Here is a 26,489-nt window from a genome sequence, read left to right as displayed (position 1 = left end):
TGCCAGCGAGTTAATTCTATTTTTTCAGAATATCTTTTATAGATTCCTTGACAATCACGCTCGGTAGCCAAAACTGCATAAGTGGCTCTTTTAAAACCTTGCAGTTATTCTGCTTTTCACGAGCCTTCTGCCAAACCTCCTCCTAATCCACGCAGGATTACAACCAACTGCCCACCAAAACATAAGGTGCCCAAAAGCGGGGATGCTGATATTTATTCTGGTCTTTGAGAAACGCCACCTGGGTTCGACGCAGAGCTGAAGCTCTGCTGATTCCCGGTTCGCCCAAATATTTATAGAGTTCTTGGGAAAATAGCACACTGGAGTCATCAGCCAGACTCCACAAACCCGCGATCACGCTGCGTGCACCGACCTGTACGGCTGTTCCGGCAATCCCCAGAACGGCGCGATCGTTTCCGTTGGCTGTCTTACAAGCACTGAGAACCAATAATTCCACGGCGTCTTCCCGACGTTGTCCGCGTGTGCGGAATAATTCACTCAACTGGTCTACGTAAATCGCGCCATCTGCAACCAGTAAATAAGTCCTCTCCCGCGTCGCCCCAAACTGACCATGAGTTGCTAGGTGAACAACCTGGTAATTGTTGGAAGTCATCGCTTGCTGGAAATTTTCCCCAGTAAATGCCTGGTCGAGGATAAACTTAACGGGGACTTTGGCTTCATTAATTGCATCCAGTTCCCGTTTGACATTTTGCAGTTTGCTATAGGTGTTCTCAAACTGTTTCGGCGGATCAGTCAGACCGGCTGCCAGTACCTTCATGTTTTGACGCAGGAGGGGTTCAGGGTCGCGCACCTCTAGACCTAAAGCCAAGGAAACGGCATATTTCTCTACGAGATAGCGTTCTCCATCGTAAAGAGCCGCCATGGGAATCGTTCGTAGGGAACCATCCAAGACGAAGATCAGGGTTTTGATGCCGCCCGCTTCCAGGCGATCGCTAAACGGTGCAATCAGCCAGTCATAAACGATTTTACCAGCCTTTTTCACCGGCTGATCAAAGGGACTCTCGGTTTCCAGAATGGTTCTGAATTGTTTTATTGTCTTGGCAACGCTATCCCTAGAGATTTCAGTGGAGGAGCGATATAGCTGGTCTTCCTTGGGTAGTTTAACCATGACTTCCAATCGGTTGTCTAGGATGATTGGGTAAATCACGGCAGTTTGTGAGTCTTTTTGATCAATAATGCGATCAATTTCTAGTCTTTTCTCCTCACAGGCTTGTTGTAAGAAGTTTTGCAGTTGTGTGACTTGTAGCGCTTCTAACACCTCACGAGCTTTTTGCAGATTTTGCTGAGGGGGTTCAACCTCACGAGATGGAGGAGTCAACAGCAAGTCTACAAATTGGCGATAAACGGGTTCTACACTATCTCGGAAGGAAAACTGCACATCTGGATTGGTGGCGACTAAATCAGCACGGAGCGATCGCGACCTTCCAAAGGCTTCATCATAAGCCGAATCTGGTTAATGATGAGGAAGGCGAGGAGGCTCAGAATATCTCCTACTCTCGCCCACACAGATGATGAAATGCTTTACCGCTCTCCAGAACACCCTGAGGCAGAGAACCCAGACGGATGGGGGTAGCCGCTGCAACCCCGGCACTGAGTTCCATCGGGAAACTGAAAACTATTGGCTGTGGTTGCTAGAAATCGAACCCTTGATATCAAGTCTGGCATTCGAGCCAAAGATTATGCCATTAGGGACGCCATTTGCTAAATATCTGTCCCCTACTGAATTTGACTGAGAACAGTTTACGATTATCTTTTAGTATGCTCGGCGATTAACTCTTAGCCATTCACCCTTAGCGATGCCCCAACTCATTGAACAACCCAACCGCATTGAAGCAGCAGGCAACAAGCCCAAACTAATCGACGAATACATCGGTCGCGTATCCACCCAAACTTCAGCCGTCAGTATTGCCCATATGCGCTCTCCGAGTGGGTGGATGGAACCGGGACAACAGCCTGAATTTGACGAATTCACCGTTGTGATCAAAGGAATGCTGCACGTTGAATATGAGGGGGGCCAGATGGATGTTCAGGCAGGACAGGCTGTGATGACTCGAAAAGGTGAGTGGGTTCGTTACAGCACTCCTTCTCCAGAGGGCGCGGAGTATATTGCCGTTTGTTTACCAGCTTTTTCTCCTGACATCGTGCATCGCGATAGTTGAGTGATGAGTCACTCCATCTCTATCCTATTCTCCTACTCAGCTAATGGGAGGGTAAACCAGAAGGTTGACCCAACATTAGGACTACTGATAATACCAATCTCTCCACCGTGAGCGTTGATAATTTGGCGACATTGATACAAACCCAAACCAATGCCGGTTAAGTGCTTTGTATGCAGACCTCGAATGTAGAGTTTGAAGAGGCTGTTCTGTTGCTCTTGGCTCATACCTAACCCATTATCTTGCAGAGTACAGCAAATTTTTTTGTCTTCGATCCGGACTTGCAATCTTAGGTTCAGTCCCGGTGGATTGTGTTTTAAGGCATTGGTGAGCAAGTTTTCCAACACCCGTCGTACCTGAGTTGGATCAGCCTTGATCAAGGGGCAATTTGGCGGTAATTTTTGAGTCAGAGTGGCTTGGTTTTGAGCCAGCAGGGGCGAATAGTTGGTTATTAAATCCTGGCACAATTGAGTGAGCTGTATCGGTTGACGATGCAGTTCTAATTGACGCTCTTCATTGAAATGATCTTCTAAGAGGGAGTTGATTAAATTTAGCTGACGTTCGTTGCTTGTTATCATTCGTTCCAACAAAGGCCGAGAAAGGGTTACTGCATCTCCTGCTGATTTAGACAAATTGTTTAACACCATTGACATTCCCAGCAAAGAAGTGCGGAGGTCGTGAGAAACGGCTTGCAGGAATACATCTTTGAGTTGGTTGAGTTCCTGAAGTTCGGTCATTTTAGCTGTGAGTTCTTGGGTTCGCTCCTCTACCTGGGATTCCAAATGAGCCGCGAGGTCTGTAATCTGTCGATAGAGTTCTGCTTGCTGGATGGCAATTGCTACTTGTGTGGCGAGGGAAGTAAGCCACTCAATTTCCCACGATTGCCAATGACGTGGCTGGCTACATTGGTTAACGACTAACGCCCCATAGAGGTTATCTCCCACCCAAATGGGCACAGCGAGGATCGCTCCCACTTTATACTCGGCGTGGTAGGCGGCAATATTACAAGAACAAGGGATGGCTTTTGTATCCTCAATGGCAATAACGCGACCTTGGTTAAACCGCGATCGCCATTCTTGTAATGTTGCCTCATCCTCAACCACCATGCTGCGAAGCGAGGGGTAGCAGGGGTCTACCGATTCAGCAATCACGAGACCTTTTAACAGGGTTGAAGGTTTGAAGGTTTGAAGGTTTGAAGGTTGTTCGCCCAAGGCGTTTCCGAAGGGAAGGTTTTCCTCGGAACTTTCAACTTGGGCTACATCCTGGGATGAACTCCGGCGCGGTGCTAACAACTGACGCACGTTCAATTGTTGAGAAATCCCATCAATTTGACCAATGAAGACACGGTCAGCATTTAAAAATTCTCGCACTTCCGCGACAGTTGTGTTCAAAATTTGATCGAGATGGAGAGAACGCCGAATCCGTAGCGCCATCTCTCCTAACAAGCGCTGTCGTTCAGCGGCTTCGCTAACATGCTCGGCGGCGGCGCGGAGTTGATCTTCAACCCGTTGGCGCTCAGTAATATCCTGCACCGTCCCCCTAATACCGCCCCCGTAAATCTCCGATTGTTCGCAAACAATGCGTTCTGAACCATCCGGGCGTACAATTCGATAGTCAAGGCAGTAGGGCTTATTTTCTCGCAGAGCACCTCGAATCGCCTGTCCTACGCGATCGCGGTCTGCGGGATGAACCACTTGAAACAACGTTTCCCAAGTCGGCTCGAAGGCTTTGGGACTAAAACCAAAAAGGCGATAAAGTTCATCCGACCACTGCAATTTCTGCTGAGGTAAACAGGAGTTGTTGCACGTCTGGTAAAAATCCCAGTTTCCCAATTGTGCAAGGCGTTGAGCATTGGCTAGACTCGCTTCCCTCTCTTTAAGTAAATCCACGGCGCGGGCGCGTTCGGACTCAGCCGCCGCTAGGACTAAGGCTGTAATCGAGACGACGCCTATAAAGCCCTGTAAAAATAAAACCGCTTGTTTGATGTTCGTCTTTGCCACAAACGGACCAACTCCTTGCATGGCTCCCCAAATGGCAATCACACAAACAATTAAGGTTGCCATCACTGCACCTCGCTGAGTGAAGCGAATCGCGGCCCAGACAACGAAAGGAAAGGGAAGATATTCTAGGGGATATCGAGTCAAATCAACGGCTGATTTTAACGCGAACACCAACCAGCAAAGAGTAAACAATAGGGTAAAGCAAATAACAGCTTCAGCGAGAGTGGAGTTTTTTTTGCCCTCAGAAGGCGTGCCCCAAGCTAGGGCATGGGGAAGAACTGTAAAAGTTTTGTGGTTCCACAAATTCTTGCCCAATCCCAAAGGTTTCCCTTGTAAAATTTGGGCGATAGTCCATCTAACGTTCCCCAGCCAATGGCGACCCATCAACAGCAGGGGAGTGACCACTAAAATGCCCATGCCGTCTCCTACCCACAACGTCCACCAGTTTTCCTGCCACTGCTGAAGCCCAACGGTACCGCCCAAGCAACCAATCAGCGTACTGAGGCTCGCATTGATTAGGGTCGAACCCCAGGCTCCCCAAACCACTAGCTGTAGGACATCTTGCCGCCGTTTCAGGGAGGGGCGAAACTTCAGCCAACGCAAGACTTCGGCTCCAACTAAGGCTTGTAAGGTGATGCCGAATGCTAAGGCGAAAGCCATGGTTAAGGATACTTGTGGCTGGCACCAGAAGAATGACCCCAGTGCCACCCCCGGCCAGACACGCTGTCCTGCCAAGAGTAAACCGGCTAAGGCAATCCCTGCGGAAGGCCATAAGGGAGAAGCCTCTAAACCCAGCCCTAGAGAGGAGACGGTGAGGTACGCCGCACCATAGTAAGCAACCGCGAGCGCGCCGACTACGGCAACATATCGCCAGATGCGTCTTTGACTCAAGGGCATCAGGTTTGGTCCATTCATTTTGCTAAGACCCTAAAAATTCTGGTTCTCACTTGTGCTTTCCTTTGATAAATCACCTCTAAAAATAGCTTCGATCATTGCACAGTTCTCGACTTCCCCCAGGTGGATGAGACGTAGGACTTGTTAAATAAAGCTTTGACAAAGTTCTCCTTGAGAGTTCTACCTTGGGTTAAGTTTAATCACCCGATCGGGTGATTAAAGCGCCTTCAATTCAAGACAATTTATCTTTTTTCTGTCCGGATTTCTTGGAGTTTTGAGTTCGGCGTTACTCTCCTGTGCAAAAAGATGATTTTAGCTGCAATTTTTCCTGACCCTTCTGCCTTCTCTGAGAATTTACTATATAACTGCCTTGAATATAGAGTTTATAGATACGCTAATTTACGCTCCTAGGTAGGGTAAACCGCCCTTGGATGATCAATTCCGAACGGTTGGAGCTTCGTTGAGTATTTCTGGTTTTGAGAAAACAGCATTGCCTTTGAGCAAAAAGTTGAATAGTCAAACTTGCCCTTCTCAAGTTCGAGTATTTTCAATCATTCCGCCAGGTACCCTTACTATCGGGTTTTATAATAACTGAAGCACAAATTTTAGCCCCAAAAACCAAGAGCGGCCCCATCCGAGTGAGCGGCTCTTAGAAAAAAGAATTATAAATTTTTGGCGTTATTTTCTCATAAAACCCTGTAGCTTAGCCAGATGTCTTCATCCGCCACTCTCCTGCTTTGGAAAAATCAGTGAATTTAATTAACCAAATGATTTTTTAAGGCAAATCGTATCAGTTCAGCTCTGTTACTCGTTTCTGTTTTTCGTAAAAGACTGCTGACGTGCTTTTCCACTGTCCGAGGACTGCGGTACAGCTTCTTGCCAATTTCAACGTTGGATAAACCTATGGCCAGCAAAACTAACACTTCCTTTTCTCGCTCAGTCAACTCAATGGCGGTAGAATTGGGAGCGATCGCCTCCCCTGGCATCTTCTCTTGTGTCGATGGCGAGTCCCAATCAGATGGACGATCTGAGGCTTTCCGCGAGTCGGGGAAGGAAACTTTCCGATCCAGTTGGCGCTCCACAAGATTGCGGATAACCGCGCCCAATTCATCCATCTCAAAAGGCTTTGGCAGGTAAACATCACACCCTGATTCATAGCCCTCAATGCGTTCCTTCGTAGTCGCGCGTTCGGTTAAAAGCACAATCGGCAACAAGCGAAACGATGGTTGCTGACGAAGCCTTTTCACCAGCTCATAGCCGTCCATGCGGGGCATGTTGATATCCGTCACCAGTAGGTGAGGATGGTACTTTTCGATTTTCGAGAGAGCTTCCTGGCCATCTTCAGCTACGATGACTGAGTAGCCAGACATCTCTAGATAATCACTGACGGAAAGACGGGTTCCCAGGTTGTCATCTGCAACCAGGATAATCAATGGCATGGGGTACTGAATCTAAGAGCGAGTCTACTCTTACGCTAGGTCATATCTGGTTAACTCAGCAGAAACCTAAAAACTATTGTGTCTAGGTTCTCAATGCTAAAACTGTGCCCTAACTCAGTGTACAGCTACTACCTCCCAGATCTCATGATCCTGTGGGCAAAGTCGTATTACCTCAATTCTTCCTGAAGGTGGACAGTCCCCACTCTACGTAAAAAGGGGCTGAGCAAAGCGGATTTGGTATTATCCCACCTCTGAGAGCTAGGCGAAGGGTTTGTAGCGAGCGCTTTAGCGCTAAAGCGCTCACTACGAAGGGATATCAGTACCCCTCAAATCAACTGGCTGATACCTTTAAGCTGCTCGGTTGCCCCGGATTGCCTTCTAAGACAACACCTCGCTGGTTAGCTTGGAGATGACGCAACAGAATATAAATTGATTCAACCCGCTCCGGTGTTCCGATTTTTTGAGCCAACTCAGAAAGAGACAGGGGAGCATCTTCTGCCTGAAGTACCTGCATCACCTGTTTCTGCAAATCCAGAACAGCCGCCGCCGCTTTCTTGCCTGCTTCGACTCCAGGCTGATGGTAAGCGTTGATATTCACGAGGAAACCATAAAGACCCACTGCACGCTCGTACAAGGCAATCAGAGCGCCCACAGTGCGGGGATTGACTTGAGGAATCGTTACCGTGATCGAGTCCCGCAGATTCTCATACAGGGCTTGTCGAGTCCCCTGCAATAAACCCGATAGATAATCGCCTGAGGTTACTCCTGGTTCGACTTCCGGAGAGATTCCTTGTCGGTCTTCTAAAACTTCAATGAATGTGACAAAGAAATTAGCGACTCCCTCGCGCAACTGCTGCACGTAGGCGTGTTGGTCAGTTGAACCTTTGTTACCATAGACGGCAATTCCCTGATAGACAACATTGCCCTCCAAGTCTTTCTCCTTGCCCAGAGATTCCATCACCAACTGCTGTAAGTAGCGTGAGAAGAGGAGCAAGCTGTCCTTATAAGGTAAAACCACCATATCTTTCTCACCCTTGCCATTCCCGGCAAAGTACCAACAGAGAGCTAGCATGGCGGCTGGGTTGCCTTCGAGCTTGGGTATTCGGGTAACAGCATCCATCTCCTTGGCACCGTCAAGCATTTCACGGATGTCAATGCCTTGCAGCGCGGCGGGGAGGAGTCCCACGGCTGACAGTTCTGAGGTGCGCCCTCCCACCCAGTCGTACATAGGAAAGCTGGCTAGCCAACCTTCAGATTTAGCGAGTTGATCCAAGTTGCTGTCTGTGCCAGTGATTGCCACGGCATGGGACGCAAAGTTCAAATTCTTGGACTCGTAGACTTTTTTCACCTCAATCATGCCGTTACGGGTTTCCGGCGTGCCTCCAGACTTGGAGATAACGAGGACTAAGGTGCTATCGAGTTTGTCTTGCAGTTGAGCCATGACTTTATCAATACCAGCGGGATCGGTATTGTCAATAAAGTGAATGGCGAGTGCTGGAGAGACGGGGGCTAAGGCTTCAGCCACAAACTCAGGCCCTAAGGCAGAACCCCCAATGCCGATGGACAGGACATCGGTGAATTGGGACTTTCCAGAGGGATGGATGGCACCCGTCTGGATTTTTTCGGTGAAGTCTTCGATTTGTTTGAGGGTGTTGAGGATTTCGTCCCGCAGTTCTGGAGTTGGGGCTAAATCGGCGTCTCGTAGCCAGTAGTGACCGACCATGCGGTTTTCATCTGGGTTGGCGATGTCACCTTTCTCCAAAGCGTCCATATTTTGAAACGCCTTCTCAAATTTCGGTCGCAATGCCTCGACAAAAGCTTCATCAAAGCGCATACGACTGATATCGAGATAGAATTCCAACTCTTTATGGTAGAATAACCAGTCTTGGTAGCGTTGCCAAAGAGTAGCGGCGTCCATAAATTAATTGCTCTCAAACTTCGTGTCTTGCCAATCACAAGTTTAAGAGGACTCAAATATAGGGTTTGGGTAGAACGCGCAAAAATTTCACAATCTGACCGGTAACTTCAATCCCGACTAAGTAGTTGTCGATGGTAAATCTGTAAAAAATTGCATCAGAGCTGATTCGGTGCAGCTCTGGCAGGTCTTGAATTTGTTTGAGTCCGATGAACTGATCGAAGACGACGTGGCAAACCTGTTGGTAAGCCGCTGACTCTAAATTTTTGAGATCTTCTAAAAAGGATCGGGCATAGCGCACTTCTATGCTCACAAGGTGGGTGCTGGCTCCAAACTACAAATCTTGGTTGACAATCATCATCCGGTAATCTTAGGGAAACTGTAAGAATCGCAACGCCTGTTCACGGGTGAGCATATCCCCCGGTCTTACCGTTCGCATCGACTCTTGCATGGCGATGAGCATATACAGGTTATAGTAAAGCGGCTGAAGGACGAGCCAAGCCTCTTGCAAATTCTCATCAGAAAGTTGTTCGATTAGGTTAGGGAGCTGTTCAGTCAAAAGCAGTAATCTACCTCGAAGTAAATTCATCACACCCCCTAAGACGCCAACGCCTACCAAAGTCTTATCCCTAAAGAAAGACAGACAGTTGTTCATTATCGGGTTTTTTTGACAACTTTGGCGGCAATATTCGCATGATTTTAGCTTTTCCAGGCCATAGACTTAGGCATCTTCAGGATTGAGTTGCATCATCTCCCAGGTGGTATAAGTCCCAATGGGACTCCAAATCACGTAGGGCAGTAGTAACAAAGAAGCCCACCTTGAAATAGGCCAGACAAGTACTGCCAAGATAATGCCTATCACAGCACCAGCACCACCAATAATCGTACCTACCTTGAGGCTACGGAGTCTGAACATCACGGGTGTATAGGCGGTGGTAACTATTTCTAACAGAAAATATAAGCCCATCAACCACCAAGTGTTAGTCCTACCTGGGGCATTTTCCCAAACAATATAAGCTGACCAAGCCGCGCAAATATAAATAACAGTCCAGATAAAGGGAATGGCTGCTTCAAACGTTAGCCATCTCGGACGCTGTAGGCGGTTGAACCATCTAGCACCGTCGGGTGTAATTAATCCACCACCCAAAACTACTGTTAGAGCCACAGCCCCGATCACCATCCAAGATTTAATCATTCCCTTACCTTGTGCTCGTCGCTCATTGACTTTCCTGGTGAAGTCCGAACAAGCCTATAGGTTGATTGTCCCAAGTTCAAAGATTGAGGGAATCAGCCGTTGGTGTGAACAAGGATTTGTTAGGCTTTTGCGATCGCGCTTCACCAACAGCTTCAGATGTCTCGGCTATACTTGCCTAAAACGGGTATGACCCGAAAGATTACACGACCCGTCCACAGTGCGCTGAGATACTCGCCTAGCTTTCGTCAGCCGATGGAGAGTTTTCAAAAATGCCTAGATTTGACGAATCCTCCTGTTTTTGATTGTGGTCAAAATCTTGCTCCGACAACAAATCCTAATCAATTAGGACGAGAGCTGCTTATTAGTGTGATTAACAAGCGATTGGCACGATTAGGAGATAAGTACAAAAGTTTGTTTAATCCCGATGCGCTGGAGCTAATTTGTGAAAAGAGTGGAGGTGTAATGCGGGATTTGGTGCGGCTTGCTCGTACTGCCTGTGAGGTGGCTTTGAGGAGAAAATTAATTTATGTGGATTTGGATGCGGCTCAGGAAGCTGTACAAGAAGTTCGTTTAGGGAGAGATTCGCTGTTTAAGCGGGAATTGGTGCTGATTTTTTGGCTGAATAAGGTTGAGTTTTTAGATGAGTTTCGCAACCGTGCGCCAGATTTTTGGGATTGGCGGGGGAAGGTGGTGCAGTTTGAGGCGCGTCCCGTTTTCAATCCTTTGTTTTATCCTTATTTGGAGTGGCTGATTGCGGAGAATTCGTATCTCAAAATCAGTGGTGTGATGCAGGTGCAGCGCCAGGTGGATATTTTTCTGGATCAGATTTATGTGTCGTTACAAGCGGTACGGCGACAGCAGGTGACGGAAACCTCGGAGCGAGGGTATCGGGAATGGGAGGTGATGACTTCGCGGCATGTGGGTAAAGGGAGGCGTGGGGGTTCGGCGCTGGATGAGTTTGAGTTGCTGGATGAGTTTGAGCCGTTGGTGCCGGATTTTGTGCCCGATGCTGTTAGTACTAAGACGGTGACGCAAAAGGTTGATTTGTCGCAGGCGGTGCGGGAGAACCAGTACTGTGTGATTTTGGGTGCGCCAGGTGCGGGGAAGACGACGCTGTTGCGGTATCTGGCGCTGCATTTTGGCATGGCTAAGCGGGATGGGATGGAGTTCGTTGCAGGTGGTGAAGGGCAGGAGGAGTTGGGGAAATCTCTGTTGCCGATTTTCTTTCGCATTGCTGACTATGCGGAGCGGTTGGCTCAGGAACCGGATTTGAGTTTGTTGGACTATTTGCGGCAGTTTTATCGGCAGTGGGAAGCTTACTTTAAGACTGGGGCTGAGGCGATAACCTCTCCCCCAGATTTAGATCCCCCCCTGCCCTCCTCACTAAAGCTTCGGTTAAAAAGGGGGGAGCCAGAGAGGAATGCTCACCCCGATTTAGCTCCCTCCTTGCACTCTGAGGGGATATCCCCCCAACCCCCCTTATTAAGGGGGGAGCTGGAGTTAGAGGAGGGTATGCCGTTTAATTCACAAGGGGGGGAAGAGGCGGATATTCATCAATTGCTGTGTGAACAGATGCGCCAAGGGCAGTGCTTGATGCTGCTGGATGGGTTGGATGAGGTGTTTGAGCAAGAAAGCCGCAGGCTGATGCAGTTGGGTCAAGAGCAGGATGTGGCTAAGTTATGGAGTCTGCTAGCTGCTTGCTATGGCGACTGGGGTAAATATGAGCAGGCAATAGAGTATTGCCAACAGAGCCTTACCCTTTGTCAAAAGCTAGGCTTGGAGCAAGGCTCAGCTTGGAATTTTCGAGCAATTGCTAACAGCCAACGCTTACTAGCAAAAAATACCCCAGACACAGCAGAAGCCTCCAACTTACTCACCCAAGCCGAACAAAACATCCGTCCAGCCATCCAACTCAATACCGCAGGCGACTACAAAGAAAACCTCGCCTACGACTACACCGCCCTTGGCTTACTCTACTCAGAACGCCTACGCCTGTTAGCTCCCGACGACTCATCCCTACCCGAACAAATTGCCCAATTTGAAGCCTATTACAACACAGGCTTAACCTACCTCACCGAACTCGGAGAAACCGTAGATCGAGCCGATGAAACTCTCGACATGGCACGCGCCTATCTAGAAGTCAGTGCCCTAGAAAACCTCAATCAAGCAGAAGCACTCGCCCAAGAATCCCTGCAAATCTTCCAAGACTACAACCGTCGCAAACTAGAAGCAGCCGCCCGCAAACTCTTAGGCGAAATCTACCTAAAACGCGCCCAACGCAACCAAGCCAATGCTGAAGCGATCGCTCACCAATTCTTATCCGAGAGTCTGCAACTCTACCGCGAACTTGACCTAACCGAAAAAGCGGCTGAAGTCGAGCAGCTAATGCTGTTTTCAGGTGAATGAGCAACATTTGAGGGGACGACAATGTTCCCTACAGTTTAGCTAGCCTGCACGATCGCCCCTACCCGATCGCATCATCCCACGAGCGCAACAGCAACTGCAATCTCTCTATCAACGCCAGCGTTTGTTGATAAGCCACGCGATTCCCCTGTTCATGAAAATGTTTTGATGCCGCTTTCAGGTCAGACAAGGCAGCTTGTTGAAACCCTAATTCATGGTGAATGATACCCCGATTCACATAAGCTTCAGCACGGTTCGGATCGAGTTTTAGCGCTACCGTAAAGTCTCGAATGGCACTTGATAAATCACCCATTCGGTGACAGGCACAGGCTCGGTTGTAGAAAGCTCTGTGATTATTTGTATCTTGATTGATGGCTAAGGAAAAATCGGCGATCGCTCCGTCAAAGTTCCCCATCATTAGCCGTGCTAAACCGCGATCATTGTATATTTCCACCCGTTGTAGATTAGAAGTGCGATCGCTCTTATTTAAGGCTTGATTGTAATCTGCGATCGCTCCCTCAAAATCTTGCAGTTCAAAACGTGCCAATCCTCGATTATAGTAAGCCCGTAAATCATCCGGTTCTCGTTCTATAACCTGATTGTATTCAGAAATTGCACCTGCATAATTACTCAGGCGATGGTAAGCTAATCCTCGATTTAGATAGGCTTCTGTATTGTTATGATTGAGTGTTAGTGCTGCCGAACAATCTTCTGTTGCTTGGGCGTAATTTTCTAAGTGAATAAAAACTAAGCACCGATTACTGTAAGCATCAGCCAAGTCTGAATCTAACTCAATCGCTTGGGTAAAATCGTCTAAAGCTGGTTCGTATTGGTCGTTTTGAATTTGTTCTACTCCCAAGTTGAACCATTCCATAGCACTTCTAGGCACAATCGCTAAAGATTCGGCTTTCGTTTGTGCCGTTAAGGGTAAGATAAGCAGTACTGCTGCAATACCGAGGCTGAGAAAGATTCGGAAGAAGTGACTCATACTATTTAGCTATATAACAGTTAAAAATTGGGGACAATGCCAGTTATCTTCTCATTATCCAACCTCAGAATAAGTTGTCCTAGTTATTTTTACATGAATCCTATTAGTGAATATCTGCAAAGAATAGTTATATATAAGTTCGATTTTGCCCAGATTACCGGGAGTGTTCTGTCTCTAGAGCTATAAAAGAGCGTTATTTGATACAATCATGGCGATCGCTAAACGTACAGCTTGCCCCACAACCGAAAAACGCGCTGCCTCCGAAGCCGTTTCTTCCCACCGTAACAGGTGTTTCTGGAAGATTCCATCCGCTTCAGCTCGCTTCATAATCACTTTACCAATGACTTGCTTTTGAATTTCTTCTGTCGAAATGTTCTGTTGTTGCAAAAACTCGATGAGTCGCTCTACACTCTCCACACACTGCTCTGGTGCTTGGGACAAGATAATCCGTTGAATCTGAGTAACCACCTCTTGATATAACTGGCGTTTGCGATGGGTGGGTGATAAGGACGGAGGAGGTGGTGCTGGCAATGGGGGTAGCCGTTCGATCTGTAAATTTTGAGCCTCTTTGATTTCGAGTAAGTCTAGGAGGAGTTGGCGTCGAGTCAGAAAACGCTGCAACATTTCTGGATAGACTTGCACAATCCGCTGACTGATGAGCTTGGTATTAACCAATCGATTGGCAGACAAGCGCAGTACGTATTTCCCCGACTTGACCTCATAGGATTGGAGGGTGAGTTGAAGATTAGGGGACTCTAATTCTACCTGAGTTAGAGTAAAAACTAGCGCCTCCCAGTTAGGAGCCTCAAGAAACGACACGGGTATCGTTAAGCGGTTTTCGGTGTTTTTGCGCTCCAATCCGGCGGGTGGTAAATCGCCTGTAGCTGGATAGCGCTCGCTTGGGCTTTTGGTTGAGTAGTCAAATCCGGTAAACACATATCGACACTCAACATGGGATAAATCCATCTCCTCCAGACGCCATTGATGAATGCAGCAACCCGTCAGGTCTGCCCGGTCGAGCTTAGTCCGAATTAAATAACTCTCCACCAGATAAGCCCCACTCAAATTGGCCTCACTTAAGAGGGTATCCTTCAGGTAAGCACCACTTAAGTCAGCTCTTCGCAAATCAGCCCCCCGTAAATTCGCTTCACTCAGGTCGGTGCGTAATAAATAGACCTCTTGGAGAACCGCACGTAACAAATCGGCTTTTCGTAAACTGGCTCGGAGCAAGTAAGCCCCAGTGAGATTCGCTCGACTCAAGTCTGCACACTCACAATTAGCCTCACTCATATCCGCACCCGTGAGAATGGCTCGATGCAAGTCTGCCTGTCTGAGATTTGCGCCTCGCAGGTAAACGTTATTGAGATTCGCTTCTGTCAAATTAGCGCCGACTAAAATCGCTTCTTGTAAATTTGCCTGTCCTAAATTGGCTTCCCGTAGATTGGCATCGGTGAGATTCGTGCCGATGAGGTTGGTGCGGCGGAGATTGGCTTCCATCAACTGTGCACCCATCAGCAGAGCATGGTTGAGATTAGCGTGTTCGAGATTAATCTGATCGAGCTGAGTGTTCTGTAAATCTGCTCCACTCAAATCAGAAACGCTTAAATCTGCCCAATTTAAGTCAGCCTCTCGCAGATTGGCCAAGCGCAGATCCACTTTACTCAGCTTGGCTCGACTCAACATCGCCTGAGTAAAATTGGCATTGTCCAGGATGGCGCTATGTAGATTGGCCTGATGCAAGTTGGCTCCAGTGAAATTGGCGTGGCTGAAACAACACCAACGCAGATTTGCACCACTGAGGTTAGCACCCGTCAAATTAATTTGGCGGAGATTCGCTCCCGTCAGGTTTGCCCCACTCAGGTCAATATGGGCAAAGTCACGTTCTCCTTGTCGGTATCGGTCGAGAAAGTTCTGTACTTGCATGGAGGCCGTTCGGACAGGGAGAGTGGGGCCGGAGCTAAGGGTGAGGATGGAGCCGGCGCTAAGCGTGAGGCTGGGGGAGCGGGGCTTTTTAAGGCAACCAGCGAGGATGGAATCCTGGTAACAACTGTTCGGGCTTGATCTGAGGTTGGGGGGTTGAGGATGTATCCTCGACTAAGGGCAACATCCATAGCCAACCCGTAGCGATCGCTTGCCCATCATTGGATCTTAAGGTATCAGTCGCGGCGGGAGGACGAGTCCCGATTTGATCGAACAGCAAAGCTAAGCCATCGGGAGACAAACTCATTTGAATATCCCGTTGATTGGGTAAGATGACTAATGGCCTGACGGAAATCGGTTTACTATTCGGCTCTGGTTTCAAGTCAATGGCAGCAAAGAACGGTTCTTCCTGGTATTGTTCCCCTTTAATCAATTGAGTCAACAAGCAATAAAGAGTGTTGCGCCCCAGCGCGAATTCACAGCTTTGGATCGAGCCGGTGGTACGTAGCAGTTCTTTCTGAGTGCCTTGGTTGGTGACCAAATAGAGCGATCGCGTGTAATCGGTATTAAATTTAACCATTGCTGCCGCCGAACCATCCTTGGCAAAGCTCAGCAATATTCCAAACTTGGGCAGAAAGTCCAAGGGTTTGGTCTCTGGTTTCAAGGGTAAAATTGCCACGCCCTGCCCCTGTGCTACAGCCACAGAACCACTATCTGGAGCGATGATAAATTCCCCTCCGGGCTGGTTTCCCAAGGAGCGGGGTTTGGCCTTAGGCTGGATTATCCACAGACCAAAATCGCCGGGATTACGCCGATTCAATCGTTGGACAACAATGGTCTTGCCATCACCCGACAAGTCAAATTTCAGGTTTTGATAGTCTTTGCTATCTAACACTAAATTCAGTCGGCCTTCTGGTGGTGGTTCAGCCGATGACCCATCCTCCGATTGAAACGATAGTCCTGTTGTCACCGTGTACAATTGCTGGTTGAGTAAACCTTTTTCTTGATGCTTGCGATCGCTAGCCGAGAACAATATTTTTTCACCGTCTGGGTAGGGCTTAAAATCCATCACGACTAAGTCAGCCGGCGACAGAATACTTTTTTTCTGAGTCGTGAGGTTATAAAGAATTAACCGTCCCTGCTCTTTTCCTTCAATACCGATATAAGCAAAAGCGCGATCGCGAGTGCGAAAGGCAGCCGAAAATGGCTCCATTTGCTTCCCTTCATTTTTCCTGACAGAAATTTGGTCTCTCGCCCCTTTGAGTTCGACTTGATATTGGCTACCATAGGGCACGGGAAACTTGGGGGTATAAGCCATGCGACGTCCCGCCCAGCTAATTTTTCCGGGCACAGGCGGTTCGATTTTTAGGTTAGCCTCTACACTATCGTGGTTCATGGGGCGGCTAAAGGTCAGGATAAAAGCCGTATCTTCTGCACTAACTTGTTGATCCTGCCAACTAAAATCGCGCACTCTAGGGGCTGTGCGATCGCCACTCAACAGCAAGATGGAGATCAAAACACTCAGTACGACCATTACACCCAAAGCGGCACGATCAATGGGTTGGAGGAATTTTTTGGGGATTACAGTTTGAGCGGACATAATGGAAGACCAGATTCTCAGGACGCGCACAAGTTCTTAGGCTGACGCCAAATTTACTATCCGACAGGTTGTTTAATTCCTAGAGTGGCAGGTTTGTCGTCAACTTCACAAACTCTTTGCACAAAAGAGCTATCAGGTTATGTACAATAACACAATACTTAATAAAGCATCGAGACATCACTTACAGGCTCAACCTTTAACGTGTAAGTCCCAATATCTAAAGAAGAGCGAGGAAAACAGCAGCTACCTTTCCGACGCGTGAGGGATAGACCCGACCTTAAACCTCAACACATAGCGTGAAAGACGGCTTGGGCAAACACTTAGTTGCCTTGTATACTGAATTCCTGCGGTTTCTTTCTTTGGATATATTAATCTATTTTTATATTTGTTTAAGGTTAGGACAAGCGTAGGGATAACTAGCGAAAGTCCTCTCTTGTTAATGGGTTTATTGATATGAAAGTCATGGTCGGCAAGAAAGCTAGTTATAGGGCCTTAGACGCCAATCAATCAGAACAAGTGGATATAGGCAACAAGAGGCTGTATGACCGGGCGCTAGCTGCCACCAGTTGTGGCATTGTGATTAGCGATGCTCGCTGTTTCGATAATCCTATAATATATTGCAATCCGGCTTTCCTGGAAATCACAGGCTATTCCCAAGAAGAAGTGATTGGACGGAATTGTCGGTTTTTACAAGGCCATGATACTGATCCAATTGCTGTTGAGCAAATCCGCCAATCGATCCGGACAGGGCAAGAAGTCAGAGTGGTATTAAAGAATTATCGCAAAGATGGCACAGTTTTCTGGAATGATCTCAGGATTTCGCCAGTAAGAGACAGCTCAGGAAAGGTAACGCACTTTATTGGCATTCAAACCGATATCACGGAGCGCAAACAGGCCGAAGAAACCCAACAATTAATGCAGTTTTCGATTGATCGCGCTGCCGATGCTGTCTTCTATATTCGACCGGATGGGACATTATTTTACGTTAACGAAGCAGCCAGCAAAGCGCTGAAATATTCCCGTGAAGAACTGCTGAGGTTAAGTATCCAGGACATTGACCCCAATTTTTCGTTCCCCGTCTGGCAATCCCATTGGCAACAGGTAAGGGAAGGTGGCTCTTTCTCGATTGAAACTCAGCACCGAGCTAAAGATGGTCGAGTCTTTCCCGTAGAAGTCACATTCAACTATTTAAAATTTAACGATCAGGAGTATAATTGTGCGTTTGCTCGTGACATTAGCGATGCCTATCGGCAAGCTCAAGCAAGCTCGCAGGCTCAAAAGGCTCTGCAACGCAGTAATGCCTTATTGAAGGCGCAACAAGAATCCGATCCTAACGGCGTTCTGGTAACGGATGAAACGGGAGCGACATTAAGCTACAATCAGCGGTTTTGTGAAATGTGGCAAATCCCTGAGGGGATGCGAAAATTGGGAGATCATAAAATAATCTTCAACTGGGTACTGCCCTTAATCCAAGAGCCACAAAGGGTTTTTAGCCAGATGGAATATTTGGAAGAGAATCCCTCCCTGATCAGCCGTGAGGAAATTCACCTGAGAAACGGGCGAGTTTTCGATTGTTATTCGGCTCCGGTTCGAGCGCCCGAAGGCGACTCCTACGGTAGAATTTGGTCGTTTCAGGACATTACCGAGCAGAAGCAAACCGAAAGGAGACTACGACAGCAAGCCCAAAGAGAGCGGATAGTCAGCGGAATTAATCAGCGCATCCGTCAGTCGTTGAATCTGGATGAAGTTCTGAAAACCGCAGTCGAAGAAGTTCGACAATTTCTAGCTTGCGATCGCACCCTGATTTGCCGCTTTAACCCAGATTGGAGTGGCACGATCGTTGTAGAGTCCGTGGGTGAGGAATGGACGCCAGCTTCAGCCATTAATATTCAGGATACCTGTTTTCACGAAAGCAAAGCGGATCTCTACCAAAAAGGACGCATTCGAGCGATTAACGATATCTACAATACAGACTTGAGTCCATGTCATATTCAATTATTAGAGCGATTTCAGGTACGTGCCAACCTCGTGGTTCCTATTCTGCAAGGGGATAAACTTTGGGGATTATTGATTGCTCATCAATGCTCTAGAACACGCGATTGGCAGGACTCGACAATCGAATTACTCAGACAGATCAGTGTGCAGTTGAGCGTAGCCATTCAGCAAGCCGCACTCTTCAAGCAGTTAGCTGAAGAATTAGCAGAGCGAAAAGCAGCCGAAGCCGCATTACGACGCTCAAAACAGGCGCTCAAAACGCAAGCAACTGAACTCAAAAAAGCGCTCAACGACCTCAAACAAGCCCAACTCCAACTGATTCAAACCGAAAAAATGTCGGGATTGGGACAGTTAGTGGCGGGTGTTGCCCATGAGATTAATAACCCAGTGACGTTTATTTCTGGCAATATCACCCATGCAGAAATGTATGCTCAGGATTTACTGGAATTGGTGGAACTCTATACCGAACACTATCCTCAACCTGTAGGAACTATTGAAAAGCAGTTAGAGCTAATTGATTTCGAGTTCCTCAAAAAAGATTTTCCCAAATTGCTGAAATCAATGGAAATTGGGGCAAATCGCATTCGTCAGATTGTCTTGAGTTTAAAAAATTTCTCCCGCGTGGATGAAGCGGAGCGTAAACTCGTAGATATTCATGAGGGAATTGAGAACACGCTGTTAATTTTGCAACACCGCTTAAAGCCTGACGCGGATAATATTCAGCTAATTAAGGAGTACGGTGATCTACCCTTTATAGAGTGTTACCCAGGGCAGCTCAATCAAGTTTTCATGAATCTTTTGAATAATGCGATCGATGCTTTAGAAAAATCAGTTCCAGAACTAACCTTGGAACACCACACAACCCAAGCAACGACACCTAGCAAGCCCAAACCCAAAACCATTAAAATTTCTACTGAGGTTGTAGACTGTTCCCCATCCAAAACCTCCAATTCGGATGAAAGTGAGCAGGAAAAGAATGTCGTTATTCGGATTGCCGACAATGCTTCTGGCATTCCTAAAGACGTTAAAAAACGGATTTTTGACCCATTCTTCACCACTAAACCTGTTGGAGAGGGCACGGGTTTGGGTTTATCAATTAGTTATCAAATTATTGTCGAAAAACATGGGGGACAACTGGAATGCTTTTCAGTGCCTGGAGAAGGGACAGAGTTTATTGTCACAATTCCACTCGCTCCCTCTAATAGAAAAGCCGTGCCAACAACGACATCGCCTTCTGTTGAAGGATGAAGGTTTTAAAGTTGAGGAGCATTGGTGGTTGTGAGTTCTTTAGAACGCCCATCTACCGTAACTCCTAACGCACGATAAAGCGTATTTGTCAATATTTTGGCTTTGTAAGCACCGACATCGGATTTATAATAAGGCTGAGTGGAGAGGTTGCGTTCTTCGATGCGATCGCGATCGTTCACGACTAGCAAACCCGCACCAGAACCTGCCAAATGTTCGGTAATGTTTGCCCCCAATGCCCCAGCACCGTACACCGTCAAAGGGAAGTCTTTCAGCTATGCCATCAGGGTGGGGGTTCTGTAGAGTTGTTCGTGAAAAAATAGAGGCATATATTCCCTTTAATCACTTCGTTTAGAGCCTGTCTCTCTCTAGTGTCCTTCTAGCATCAGGTTAGCGATCGCTTCATATCCATTCTTCCATACCCGCTTAACCTCTGGTGTCCATTCCTTTCCTAAAAAAGATTCAAGAGTTTTAAGGAGCGTTGTACCCACCATCGGATAATGTTCCCGAATAGTGCCATACCTTACATGTCTTGCTCCCAAGTCTTTTAGTAGGTTCTTCAAGTAAGTCAGTTTACGTAGATTATTGATCACCAACACCAAAGCCGTGATTAATTTCTTCTCTTGAACCTCTATTTGAGTGTAAGCAAACAAGGGCTGAAGCTGGGGATAGTCAGTAAACAGGTTCTTATAGAACTTCGAGGCAAACTCTGTCGCCTGAGGTTGGATTAGACCAAAACTGACTTCTAAAACTTTTATATCTGATAACGGGATAAGGTCTTCTAGCGATTTGTGAAAGTTCCTTCGTTCTCGTTGGTCTGGTAGGTACTCCAGTTCTCGTTGGTCTGGTAGGTACTCTAAATTCTCTGGAAAACCGTTGAATTGCCAATAAGCTACGGTGCGGAAGGAACAACCAAGTAAGTCAGTAATTTCTCTAGCCGTCTTGCCATAATTTATCAACAGCAGAATCAAGCATCCTTCTCTTAAATGCGGCTGCTCACTTTCTCGTAGAGTTTGCTGTAACTGCTTTTTTTGCACTGAATTGAGGAAGTCTTTGGTGGACATGACTAGTACAATCTGCTCTTCAGCGAATTTGGGTTTATACAGTTGTCGTGCATGGCAACTTAATAGTGTGCAGCAACTCTGGGAGCAGCTACTTAATTTCCCACTCAGACCGTTTCGAGTCGATGTCGCGTGTATGGCTTGTAAAAATGAGGCCGAAACAGAGCAGAGTGTCGGTAATTCTTCCTTCCCAGCGCTTTAAGCTCAATAACATTAACTTGTTTGAGTTCATCTTCAGCAGGTACATTTCTCTTTTGCAGCACTACAGCAATTTACACACTGGCCTTAGCCTGTCCGGATCTAAGGCTTCGTTCATTTCATACCCAGTTCAGTCATAAACGTAACATCATGCAGGCGTCTCGCCCATGCAGGCTTTCCAGCCTACACTAAGCTTTTACGGTAAGAAGCACAACTTGGTATCACACAGAGACTCATAGTCTTTGTGTCCTTCAATAAGGTGACATGCTCTCCCCTCAGTGAGTGGGAAGTAGCTACGAGCTGTGTGCAGATCTGTAGCTGCACTAAGCGATTTAAAAAACTTCGATAAAATAAAAAAATTTGCTAAAAAACTATTGACTGTTCAAACTTTTCTCAGGTTCCTTAAAGATACAAAACTTTTATTAAAATCCTTAATTTTGAAGTCTTGATAAAGTTTGTTTAAATTTGTGGCTAATTTCAGTAAATTTCAATAGGATGCGAGTAGGAAAATGTACCATCCGCAAATATATACAGCTTGAGATGTAGCACAAAGTTAAAATCCTGAATTCGTGCTTATAGTTTTCTGACTGTATTGGTCATACCAGTGGAATAAGTCTGTGTTGTCTACCTCTACATCTTCACTTGCTCTCTTACAGTTTCTATACACGGAGTTTCTAAGCCTACCTCTCTAGCTTCAGTTTTAAACCTGGACACTGCGGGACATGTAAAGTATGACAACAACTTGGCATGGTTCTACGTTTGCACGAACGTGGCTTGAATGCGACTTCTAATTTTCACCCAATTGTTGGATTTTCCCTTTTAAGTAATATAAGGAAAAATAAATGGTAGACCAGTACGCACAGTTGATAGAGGGTATTTCTCCTCTTCGCAATTCCCTTGTCAACCATCCCGTTTATAGCCAACTATGCGATCTGGAATCTCTGCAAATTTTCATGGAATCTCATTGCTTTGCTGTGTGGGATTTTATGTGCTTGGTGAAAACGCTTCAAGCTAGGCTGACCTGTGTAACTACACCTTGGCTACCACCTTCAGACATTTTTTCAGCTCGACTCATTAACGATATCGTTTTAGCTGAAGAAACGGATGAAGTTGCCCCTGGTTATTTTATTAGTCACTTTGACCTTTATGTCGCTGGAATGAAGGAGGTTAATGCTAACGTCCTTCCGATTCAGAACTTTATTCACCAGCTTCGCCAAGGAAAATCTGTACAAGTTGCCCTGAACAACGTTGCAACTCTAACTACAACTAAAGCATTTGTTCTCAATACAATAAAAGCGACTCATAAGACAACTCATGAAGTAGCAGCTACCTTTTTGTTAGGTAGAGAGGATGTTATTCCATCCATGTTTCGACGAATTCTTCAGAGTTTAGATGATTCCAGCATAGATTGTCAGCAGTTATCCCTGTATCTAGAACGCCATACTCATTTGGACGAGGATGTTCATGGACCCATGGGTGAGCAGCTTCTCAGAAATCTCTGTGGGGATGACGATGAAAAATGGAAACAAAGCACCTTTGCTGCACAACAAGCTTTGTTAGCTCGCATTTCTCTCTGGGATGGATTGGTTTTGCAATTGAGGCATGGCAGGCGCTCCACGCCAACTCTAGAGAGAAAACCTATGGCCTTCGTGCGTAATCTCCCAGAGGCGAAAAACTGGTGGCAAGGAACCAGCGAACAGGGGTCTATCAACATTCCAGACTCCATTCATACCTGGTAATAGGAAATAGGGTTATAGCGGTCGAGAGTTAAATAGACCTGTCAAGAAATGATGTAATCTGTGGTACGTCACTCCTACGGCGTTATTTGTCATTTGAGACAGGTTTTTTCGTTCACTTTCCCCTAATAATCCGCCTATATAGTTCCTAAACTCCCGTTTTTGGGCTTGATGCGTCCAGATATCATCAAAGCGTTTGCACCATCTTTCAAAGCAAGGAGGCATGGCGGCGGGAGTTGTCTCTTTCATCGCTCAATTTTTAACGTGAAATATCTGCCCTACATGGATTATATCTTTATTGGCTCTCGATTTTTGTTTAAGTCCCGCTAACAGAAAATGCCTGACGAAATGCTAGCGTCAGGCTTATCGCGCTTACGTCAAGTTAAGCGCACGGTAGGTGCCTTTGACTGCAACTGTTACTTTTTGGCGATCGATGCGCTCGGTAGAAAGGGCGATCGCTTTCCACTTTTCACGAATTACTGGAAGTAAAGCTTCCTGTTCGGGAGTAAGAATATCAATCTTAGTCTGCGACATATCTCCACCCCTCTGGCTCATATTCACGTTGAATTCGCACCATCCAGTTACCTTGAGGAATAGAAATTGCTTGATGCTCTTCATGGGTGAGCAAAGCTATTTTGGAAAGAACTTGTAGATAGAGTGTGTCATTTTTCTGGTAGAGTAAAGCCTCTCCCTGACTGATACGGTGAGAGTGTCCGGTTACTTCACCTTCTGCCAAAATTAGATGAGGTAGTTTTTCTCCCTCAACCTGCTGTATTGGTAATAAGATTACGTCGCGTTGTCGAATTGGTTGCATAGGTACTCTCAAATGATGTTTTGGTCTCTTCATGTCGGCATCACTCCGCAGGTGAGCATTTCACATTACGTTAATGTTGTGCTTTGACAAGAGTTCTAAATAGGCAATTGGAACAACAACCGGCCACAAGATTGTTGCTGTTAAAAGAATTACCCATGATAGACGCTTTTCTCGGTAAGATAAGCTTTAGTCTCGCTGAAAAAAGTTGAGCCAGATGCTAAAAAACAAGGGAGTCATGATTAGGTAAAAAATTCCTAAAAAATCAATGAAAAGGTTTTTCGACATAATCAACCCTGATAAATTGCCTAATTTCTGAGGAAATGCAACCCTGATATGCATTCAGTTGGTCAGATGAGATATGAAGATTAATGCAGCAAAGCAACCGAATACCAATTTTTATCCCCTTGAAAATCTTTGCCGAGGATGCCAAGAGTGCTGATGATTTCTGCTTATTGCAATACATCCACAAAGAATTTACCAGTTGTAGCATTGCAGATCAGTCGGTGACAGAGAAAGTATTACGTCAGGGCAGAGGGCTGATTTTGCTAGATGGATTAGATGAAGTGCCAGAAAAATATAGCCATAAAGTTGTTCAACAGATTAGTTCATTTGCCCGGAACTATTTCAACAATCAGTTTATTATTACCTGTCGGATTGCTGCCCATAAGTACAGATTTCAGAATGATGGATTCACTTATGTTGAGGTTGCGGATTTTAACGAAAAGCAAATTGAAGGCTTCGCTAACAATTGGTTTGTGGCATTTTCTAAAAATAACCAAGAGTCGGGTTTAGCCTTGGTTTCTCAGTTTATTGAGAAGCTGAAGCGTCGAGAAAATCAGCAAATTCGAGAACTGGCTGTAACACCCATTTTGCTGAATCTGACTTGCTTAGTGTTCCAAGCGAAAGGCGATTTTCCCTCAAAACGCTCCAAATTGTATGAACGAGGATTGGGCATTCTGCTCAGAAGATGGGATGAAGCCAAGGGCATTGAACGGGATGAAGTTTATCGAAATTTAAATGTCATACACAAGAAAAAGCTTTTAAGTCAGGTAGCTGCCATCACGTTTGAGCGGGGCGATTACTTCTTTGAACAAGACAAAATCCAGCGATATATTGCTGACTATCTACGCACTTTACCTAATGCCATAACTGACCCAGAAACATTGCAACAAGATAGTGAGGTGGTGCTGAAATCGATTGAGGCGCAACATGGATTATTAGTGGAACGGGCACGAGGGATTTACTCGTTCTCGCATCTAACTTTTCAAGAGTATTTCACTGCTAAATACTTTGTTGAAAGTTCTGATTCACAGGCTTTGGAAAATCTGTCTAGCCACATCACCGAGACACGTTGGCGGGAAGTCTTTTTGTTGACCACTGAGATGTTGCCAAATGCAGAAGGCTGATTATTTGCTGCGATTAATGAAACAACGAACTGATGCGCTGCTGGCAACAGATGAGAAGTTGCAGCAGTTCCTGATGTGGGTAAATGAGAAATCTTGTTCAGTTGAAGTACCCTATAGGCCATCTGCAGTTCGGGCTTTTTACTTTGCTGTTGCCGTTGCCCGTGACATGGCTGGTACCCGAAACCGTGCCTTATCTGGTAGTCGCGATCTTGCCCGCTCCCTTAATCTTAACATTGACCATACTCCTAGTTTTGACATTATCGTTGACCTAAAACTTGGTCGTATTGTTGCCCGTGCCCATGCTTTAACCCATACTTTTGACGATACCTCTGTCAGTAATTTTTATCGTCCCTTTGGTTATATCCTTAATATTCGTAAGCTTGACCTTGAATTTAAGCAAGCACTGGAACAAATTGAGACTCAAATACCTGATCCAGATGATGAGGAGAGATTTAATAAATGGTGGCAAACTAATAGGCCGGCTTGGACTGATAAATTAAGAGCCGTGATGATTAAACATCGCAATATTGGTCACGATTGGCAGTTTAGCTATCAGCAGATACAAGTGTTGAAACAGTATTACGATGCAAATAAGCTCGTGGTGGATTGCCTCAATAGCGATTGTAATGTAACTACAGAAGTGCGAAACGAAATTGAGGAAACATTATTGTTACCGACTGAGATGTTGCCAAATGCAGAAGGCTGATTATTTGCTGCGGTTAATGAAACAACGAACTGATGCACTTATCGCATCGGATGGGAAGTTGCAGGAGTTCTTGATGTGGGTAAACGAGAAATCTCTTTCTGTTGAGGTTCCCTACAAGCCTGCGGCAGTGAGAGCCTTTTACTTTGCCCTTGACCCTGCGCGTCAACCTGTCCGTCAAAGTCCCTTTGACCGTAAAATTGAACGCGCCTTTGAGCGCATTCTTGATCCTGCTTTTGAACCTCCCTTTGTCCGTCCCCTTATCCGTGCCTTGATCCATACCCTTGACCCTGCCCTTAGGCGTGTCCTTGAAGCTGACCGTGAGCAGGCTTTTGAACCTCGCCTTGTTCGTACCCTTGACCCTGCCTTTAACGGTGCCCTTGTACCCCCCGCCCTTGACCTTGAAATAGGGCGAGCATTGCAAGAACTTAAGGAGCAACTACCCGACCGAGATCATGATCAGGAGATATATAACCAATGGTGGAAAGCTAACGGTCATGCATGGACTAAGCAATTAAGAGAAATAACGATTTCGCATCGCAATAATAGTCACAATTGGCAGTTCAGCGAGCAGCAGAAGAAAGAGCTTCAGCAGTATTACGATGCCAATCAGTTGCTGGTAGATTGCCTCAATAGAAGTTGTAATGTGACTCCAGAAGTGCGATCGCACATTGAGGAGACATTGTTATTACCCATTGCCGAGATTGAGAAGCATAGGTAGCTGCCAGGATAAATGATTTTAGATGTTGCCAAATGCAGAAGGTTGTTCGCGTTGCCTCTCCCGTTGTTCCCTCACCTGGGGT

At 46.4% G+C, this 26,489-nt stretch carries 21 protein-coding genes and 2 pseudogenes; 8 read left to right on the top strand and 15 right to left on the bottom strand.

Going from position 1 to position 26,489, the window contains the following annotated elements:
* Positions 1 to 157 precede the first annotated feature (157 nt).
* Entirely contained in the window at positions 158 to 1,396 is a 1,239-nt protein-coding gene (locus NDI48_11735) for a CHAT domain-containing protein (protein MEP0831878.1), read from the bottom strand.
* Between the two features lie 418 nt (positions 1,397 to 1,814).
* Between NDI48_11735 and NDI48_11730 the strand changes: the two genes are divergently transcribed.
* Positions 1,815 to 2,177, top strand: a complete 363-nt coding sequence (locus NDI48_11730; GenBank protein ID MEP0831877.1) for a cupin domain-containing protein — start codon at positions 1,815 to 1,817, stop codon at positions 2,175 to 2,177.
* Between the two features lie 32 nt (positions 2,178 to 2,209).
* Here the strand turns inward: NDI48_11730 and NDI48_11725 are convergent, their stop codons facing one another.
* The 6 genes from NDI48_11725 to NDI48_11700 form a co-directional block, all read right to left on the bottom strand.
* Entirely contained in the window at positions 2,210 to 5,089 is a 2,880-nt protein-coding gene (locus NDI48_11725) for an MASE1 domain-containing protein (GenBank protein MEP0831876.1), read from the bottom strand.
* A 734-nt stretch (positions 5,090 to 5,823) separates the two neighbouring features.
* Positions 5,824 to 6,507 (bottom strand): response regulator transcription factor, encoded by a 684-nt coding sequence (locus tag NDI48_11720; protein ID MEP0831875.1) that lies wholly within the window; start codon positions 6,505 to 6,507, stop codon positions 5,824 to 5,826.
* A gap of 331 nt (positions 6,508 to 6,838) precedes the next feature.
* Positions 6,839 to 8,425: a glucose-6-phosphate isomerase gene (locus NDI48_11715; GenBank protein MEP0831874.1), complete on the bottom strand. Its 1,587-nt coding sequence runs from the start codon at positions 8,423 to 8,425 to the stop codon at positions 6,839 to 6,841.
* A 52-nt stretch (positions 8,426 to 8,477) separates the two neighbouring features.
* Positions 8,478 to 8,735, bottom strand: a complete 258-nt coding sequence (locus NDI48_11710) for a cytotoxic translational repressor of toxin-antitoxin stability system (protein ID MEP0831873.1) — start codon at positions 8,733 to 8,735, stop codon at positions 8,478 to 8,480.
* A 57-nt stretch (positions 8,736 to 8,792) separates the two neighbouring features.
* Positions 8,793 to 9,077, bottom strand: a complete 285-nt coding sequence (locus tag NDI48_11705; protein ID MEP0831872.1) for a hypothetical protein — start codon at positions 9,075 to 9,077, stop codon at positions 8,793 to 8,795.
* A gap of 66 nt (positions 9,078 to 9,143) precedes the next feature.
* On the bottom strand, positions 9,144 to 9,617 hold the full coding sequence (locus tag NDI48_11700; protein ID MEP0831871.1) for a TspO/MBR family protein: 474 nt from the start codon (positions 9,615 to 9,617) through the stop codon (positions 9,144 to 9,146).
* A 156-nt stretch (positions 9,618 to 9,773) separates the two neighbouring features.
* On the opposite strand from NDI48_11700, the gene NDI48_11695 reads away from it, so the two are divergent.
* Complete coding sequence (locus tag NDI48_11695; protein ID MEP0831870.1) at positions 9,774 to 12,023, top strand: hypothetical protein; 2,250 nt, start codon at positions 9,774 to 9,776, stop codon at positions 12,021 to 12,023.
* Between the two features lie 58 nt (positions 12,024 to 12,081).
* Here the strand turns inward: NDI48_11695 and NDI48_11690 are convergent, their stop codons facing one another.
* The 3 genes from NDI48_11690 to NDI48_11680 all read right to left on the bottom strand — a co-directional run bounded on the left by NDI48_11690 (position 12,082) and on the right by NDI48_11680 (position 16,528).
* Complete coding sequence (locus NDI48_11690) at positions 12,082 to 13,008, bottom strand: tetratricopeptide repeat protein (protein ID MEP0831869.1); 927 nt, start codon at positions 13,006 to 13,008, stop codon at positions 12,082 to 12,084.
* 180 nt (positions 13,009 to 13,188) lie between these two features.
* A complete protein-coding gene (locus NDI48_11685; GenBank protein MEP0831868.1) occupies positions 13,189 to 14,931 on the bottom strand; it encodes a pentapeptide repeat-containing protein in 1,743 nt (580 codons plus the stop codon).
* Positions 14,932 to 15,019: 88 nt separating this feature from the next.
* Entirely contained in the window at positions 15,020 to 16,528 is a 1,509-nt protein-coding gene (locus NDI48_11680; GenBank protein ID MEP0831867.1) for an Ig-like domain-containing protein, read from the bottom strand.
* A gap of 462 nt (positions 16,529 to 16,990) precedes the next feature.
* Between NDI48_11680 and NDI48_11675 the strand changes: the two genes are divergently transcribed.
* A complete protein-coding gene (locus NDI48_11675) occupies positions 16,991 to 19,771 on the top strand; it encodes a PAS domain S-box protein (GenBank protein ID MEP0831866.1) in 2,781 nt (926 codons plus the stop codon).
* 8 nt (positions 19,772 to 19,779) lie between these two features.
* Here NDI48_11675 and NDI48_11670 read toward each other — a convergent pair.
* Positions 19,780 to 20,043, bottom strand: a pseudogene (locus NDI48_11670) (ThiF family adenylyltransferase).
* Between the two features lie 93 nt (positions 20,044 to 20,136).
* A complete protein-coding gene (locus tag NDI48_11665) occupies positions 20,137 to 20,832 on the bottom strand; it encodes a globin domain-containing protein (protein MEP0831865.1) in 696 nt (231 codons plus the stop codon).
* Between NDI48_11665 and NDI48_11660 the strand changes: the two genes are divergently transcribed.
* Both NDI48_11660 and NDI48_11655 read left to right on the top strand, forming a co-directional pair.
* Positions 20,831 to 21,031, top strand: a complete 201-nt coding sequence (locus NDI48_11660) for a hypothetical protein (protein ID MEP0831864.1) — start codon at positions 20,831 to 20,833, stop codon at positions 21,029 to 21,031. The genes NDI48_11665 and NDI48_11660 overlap by 2 nt on opposite strands.
* Positions 21,032 to 21,869: 838 nt before the next feature.
* Positions 21,870 to 22,766 (top strand): DUF3050 domain-containing protein, encoded by an 897-nt coding sequence (locus tag NDI48_11655; GenBank protein MEP0831863.1) that lies wholly within the window; start codon positions 21,870 to 21,872, stop codon positions 22,764 to 22,766.
* 39 nt (positions 22,767 to 22,805) lie between these two features.
* Here the strand turns inward: NDI48_11655 and NDI48_11650 are convergent.
* From NDI48_11650 to NDI48_11640, 3 genes and pseudogenes are all read right to left on the bottom strand, one after another.
* Positions 22,806 to 23,012 (bottom strand): annotated as a pseudogene (locus NDI48_11650) (transposase).
* Positions 23,013 to 23,135: 123 nt separating this feature from the next.
* On the bottom strand, positions 23,136 to 23,297 hold the full coding sequence (locus tag NDI48_11645) for a hypothetical protein (protein MEP0831862.1): 162 nt from the start codon (positions 23,295 to 23,297) through the stop codon (positions 23,136 to 23,138).
* Positions 23,284 to 23,577 (bottom strand): hypothetical protein, encoded by a 294-nt coding sequence (locus NDI48_11640; GenBank protein ID MEP0831861.1) that lies wholly within the window; start codon positions 23,575 to 23,577, stop codon positions 23,284 to 23,286. Before NDI48_11640 ends, NDI48_11645 begins: the two co-directional genes overlap by 14 nt.
* 368 nt (positions 23,578 to 23,945) lie before the next feature.
* Here NDI48_11640 and NDI48_11635 point away from each other — a divergent pair, with 368 nt between their 5' ends.
* The 3 genes from NDI48_11635 to NDI48_11625 are packed head-to-tail and all read left to right on the top strand — an operon-like array spanning position 23,946 to position 26,407.
* A complete protein-coding gene (locus tag NDI48_11635) occupies positions 23,946 to 24,983 on the top strand; it encodes an NACHT domain-containing protein (GenBank protein ID MEP0831860.1) in 1,038 nt (345 codons plus the stop codon).
* Positions 24,970 to 25,689: a hypothetical protein gene (locus tag NDI48_11630; GenBank protein ID MEP0831859.1), complete on the top strand. Its 720-nt coding sequence runs from the start codon at positions 24,970 to 24,972 to the stop codon at positions 25,687 to 25,689. Before NDI48_11635 ends, NDI48_11630 begins: the two co-directional genes overlap by 14 nt.
* Positions 25,676 to 26,407: a hypothetical protein gene (locus tag NDI48_11625; GenBank protein ID MEP0831858.1), complete on the top strand. Its 732-nt coding sequence runs from the start codon at positions 25,676 to 25,678 to the stop codon at positions 26,405 to 26,407. Before NDI48_11630 ends, NDI48_11625 begins: the two co-directional genes overlap by 14 nt.
* Positions 26,408 to 26,489 lie beyond the last annotated feature (82 nt).

It is taken from the genome of Microcoleus sp. AS-A8 (genome assembly GCA_039962225.1).
Taxonomy (GTDB): domain Bacteria; phylum Cyanobacteriota; class Cyanobacteriia; order Cyanobacteriales; family Coleofasciculaceae; genus Allocoleopsis.
This window is presented reverse-complemented; position numbering and strand designations above follow the sequence as displayed.

Bases quoted from the DNA above. Each gene is read 5' to 3' on its own strand.
- NDI48_11645 (MEP0831862.1), bottom strand. From the start codon at position 23,297: ATGTCGCAGACTAAGATTGATATTCTTACTCCCGAACAGGAAGCTTTA.
- NDI48_11720 (MEP0831875.1), bottom strand. From the start codon at position 6,507: ATGCCATTGATTATCCTGGTTGCAGATGACAACCTGGGAACCCGTCTT.
- NDI48_11675 (MEP0831866.1), top strand. From the start codon at position 16,991: ATGGTCGGCAAGAAAGCTAGTTATAGGGCCTTAGACGCCAATCAATCA.
- NDI48_11660 (MEP0831864.1), top strand. From the start codon at position 20,831: ATGACTAGTACAATCTGCTCTTCAGCGAATTTGGGTTTATACAGTTGT.
- NDI48_11700 (MEP0831871.1), bottom strand. From the start codon at position 9,617: ATGATTAAATCTTGGATGGTGATCGGGGCTGTGGCTCTAACAGTAGTT.
- NDI48_11685 (MEP0831868.1), bottom strand. From the start codon at position 14,931: ATGCAAGTACAGAACTTTCTCGACCGATACCGACAAGGAGAACGTGAC.
- NDI48_11635 (MEP0831860.1), top strand. From the start codon at position 23,946: ATGCAGCAAAGCAACCGAATACCAATTTTTATCCCCTTGAAAATCTTT.
- NDI48_11665 (MEP0831865.1), bottom strand. From the start codon at position 20,832: ATGTCCACCAAAGACTTCCTCAATTCAGTGCAAAAAAAGCAGTTACAG.
- NDI48_11705 (MEP0831872.1), bottom strand. From the start codon at position 9,077: ATGAACAACTGTCTGTCTTTCTTTAGGGATAAGACTTTGGTAGGCGTT.
- NDI48_11690 (MEP0831869.1), bottom strand. From the start codon at position 13,008: ATGAGTCACTTCTTCCGAATCTTTCTCAGCCTCGGTATTGCAGCAGTA.
- NDI48_11730 (MEP0831877.1), top strand. From the start codon at position 1,815: ATGCCCCAACTCATTGAACAACCCAACCGCATTGAAGCAGCAGGCAAC.
- NDI48_11655 (MEP0831863.1), top strand. From the start codon at position 21,870: ATGGTAGACCAGTACGCACAGTTGATAGAGGGTATTTCTCCTCTTCGC.
- NDI48_11680 (MEP0831867.1), bottom strand. From the start codon at position 16,528: ATGTCCGCTCAAACTGTAATCCCCAAAAAATTCCTCCAACCCATTGAT.
- NDI48_11630 (MEP0831859.1), top strand. From the start codon at position 24,970: ATGCAGAAGGCTGATTATTTGCTGCGATTAATGAAACAACGAACTGAT.
- NDI48_11725 (MEP0831876.1), bottom strand. From the start codon at position 5,089: ATGAATGGACCAAACCTGATGCCCTTGAGTCAAAGACGCATCTGGCGA.
- NDI48_11640 (MEP0831861.1), bottom strand. From the start codon at position 23,577: ATGCAACCAATTCGACAACGCGACGTAATCTTATTACCAATACAGCAG.
- NDI48_11695 (MEP0831870.1), top strand. From the start codon at position 9,774: ATGTCTCGGCTATACTTGCCTAAAACGGGTATGACCCGAAAGATTACA.
- NDI48_11715 (MEP0831874.1), bottom strand. From the start codon at position 8,425: ATGGACGCCGCTACTCTTTGGCAACGCTACCAAGACTGGTTATTCTAC.
- NDI48_11625 (MEP0831858.1), top strand. From the start codon at position 25,676: ATGCAGAAGGCTGATTATTTGCTGCGGTTAATGAAACAACGAACTGAT.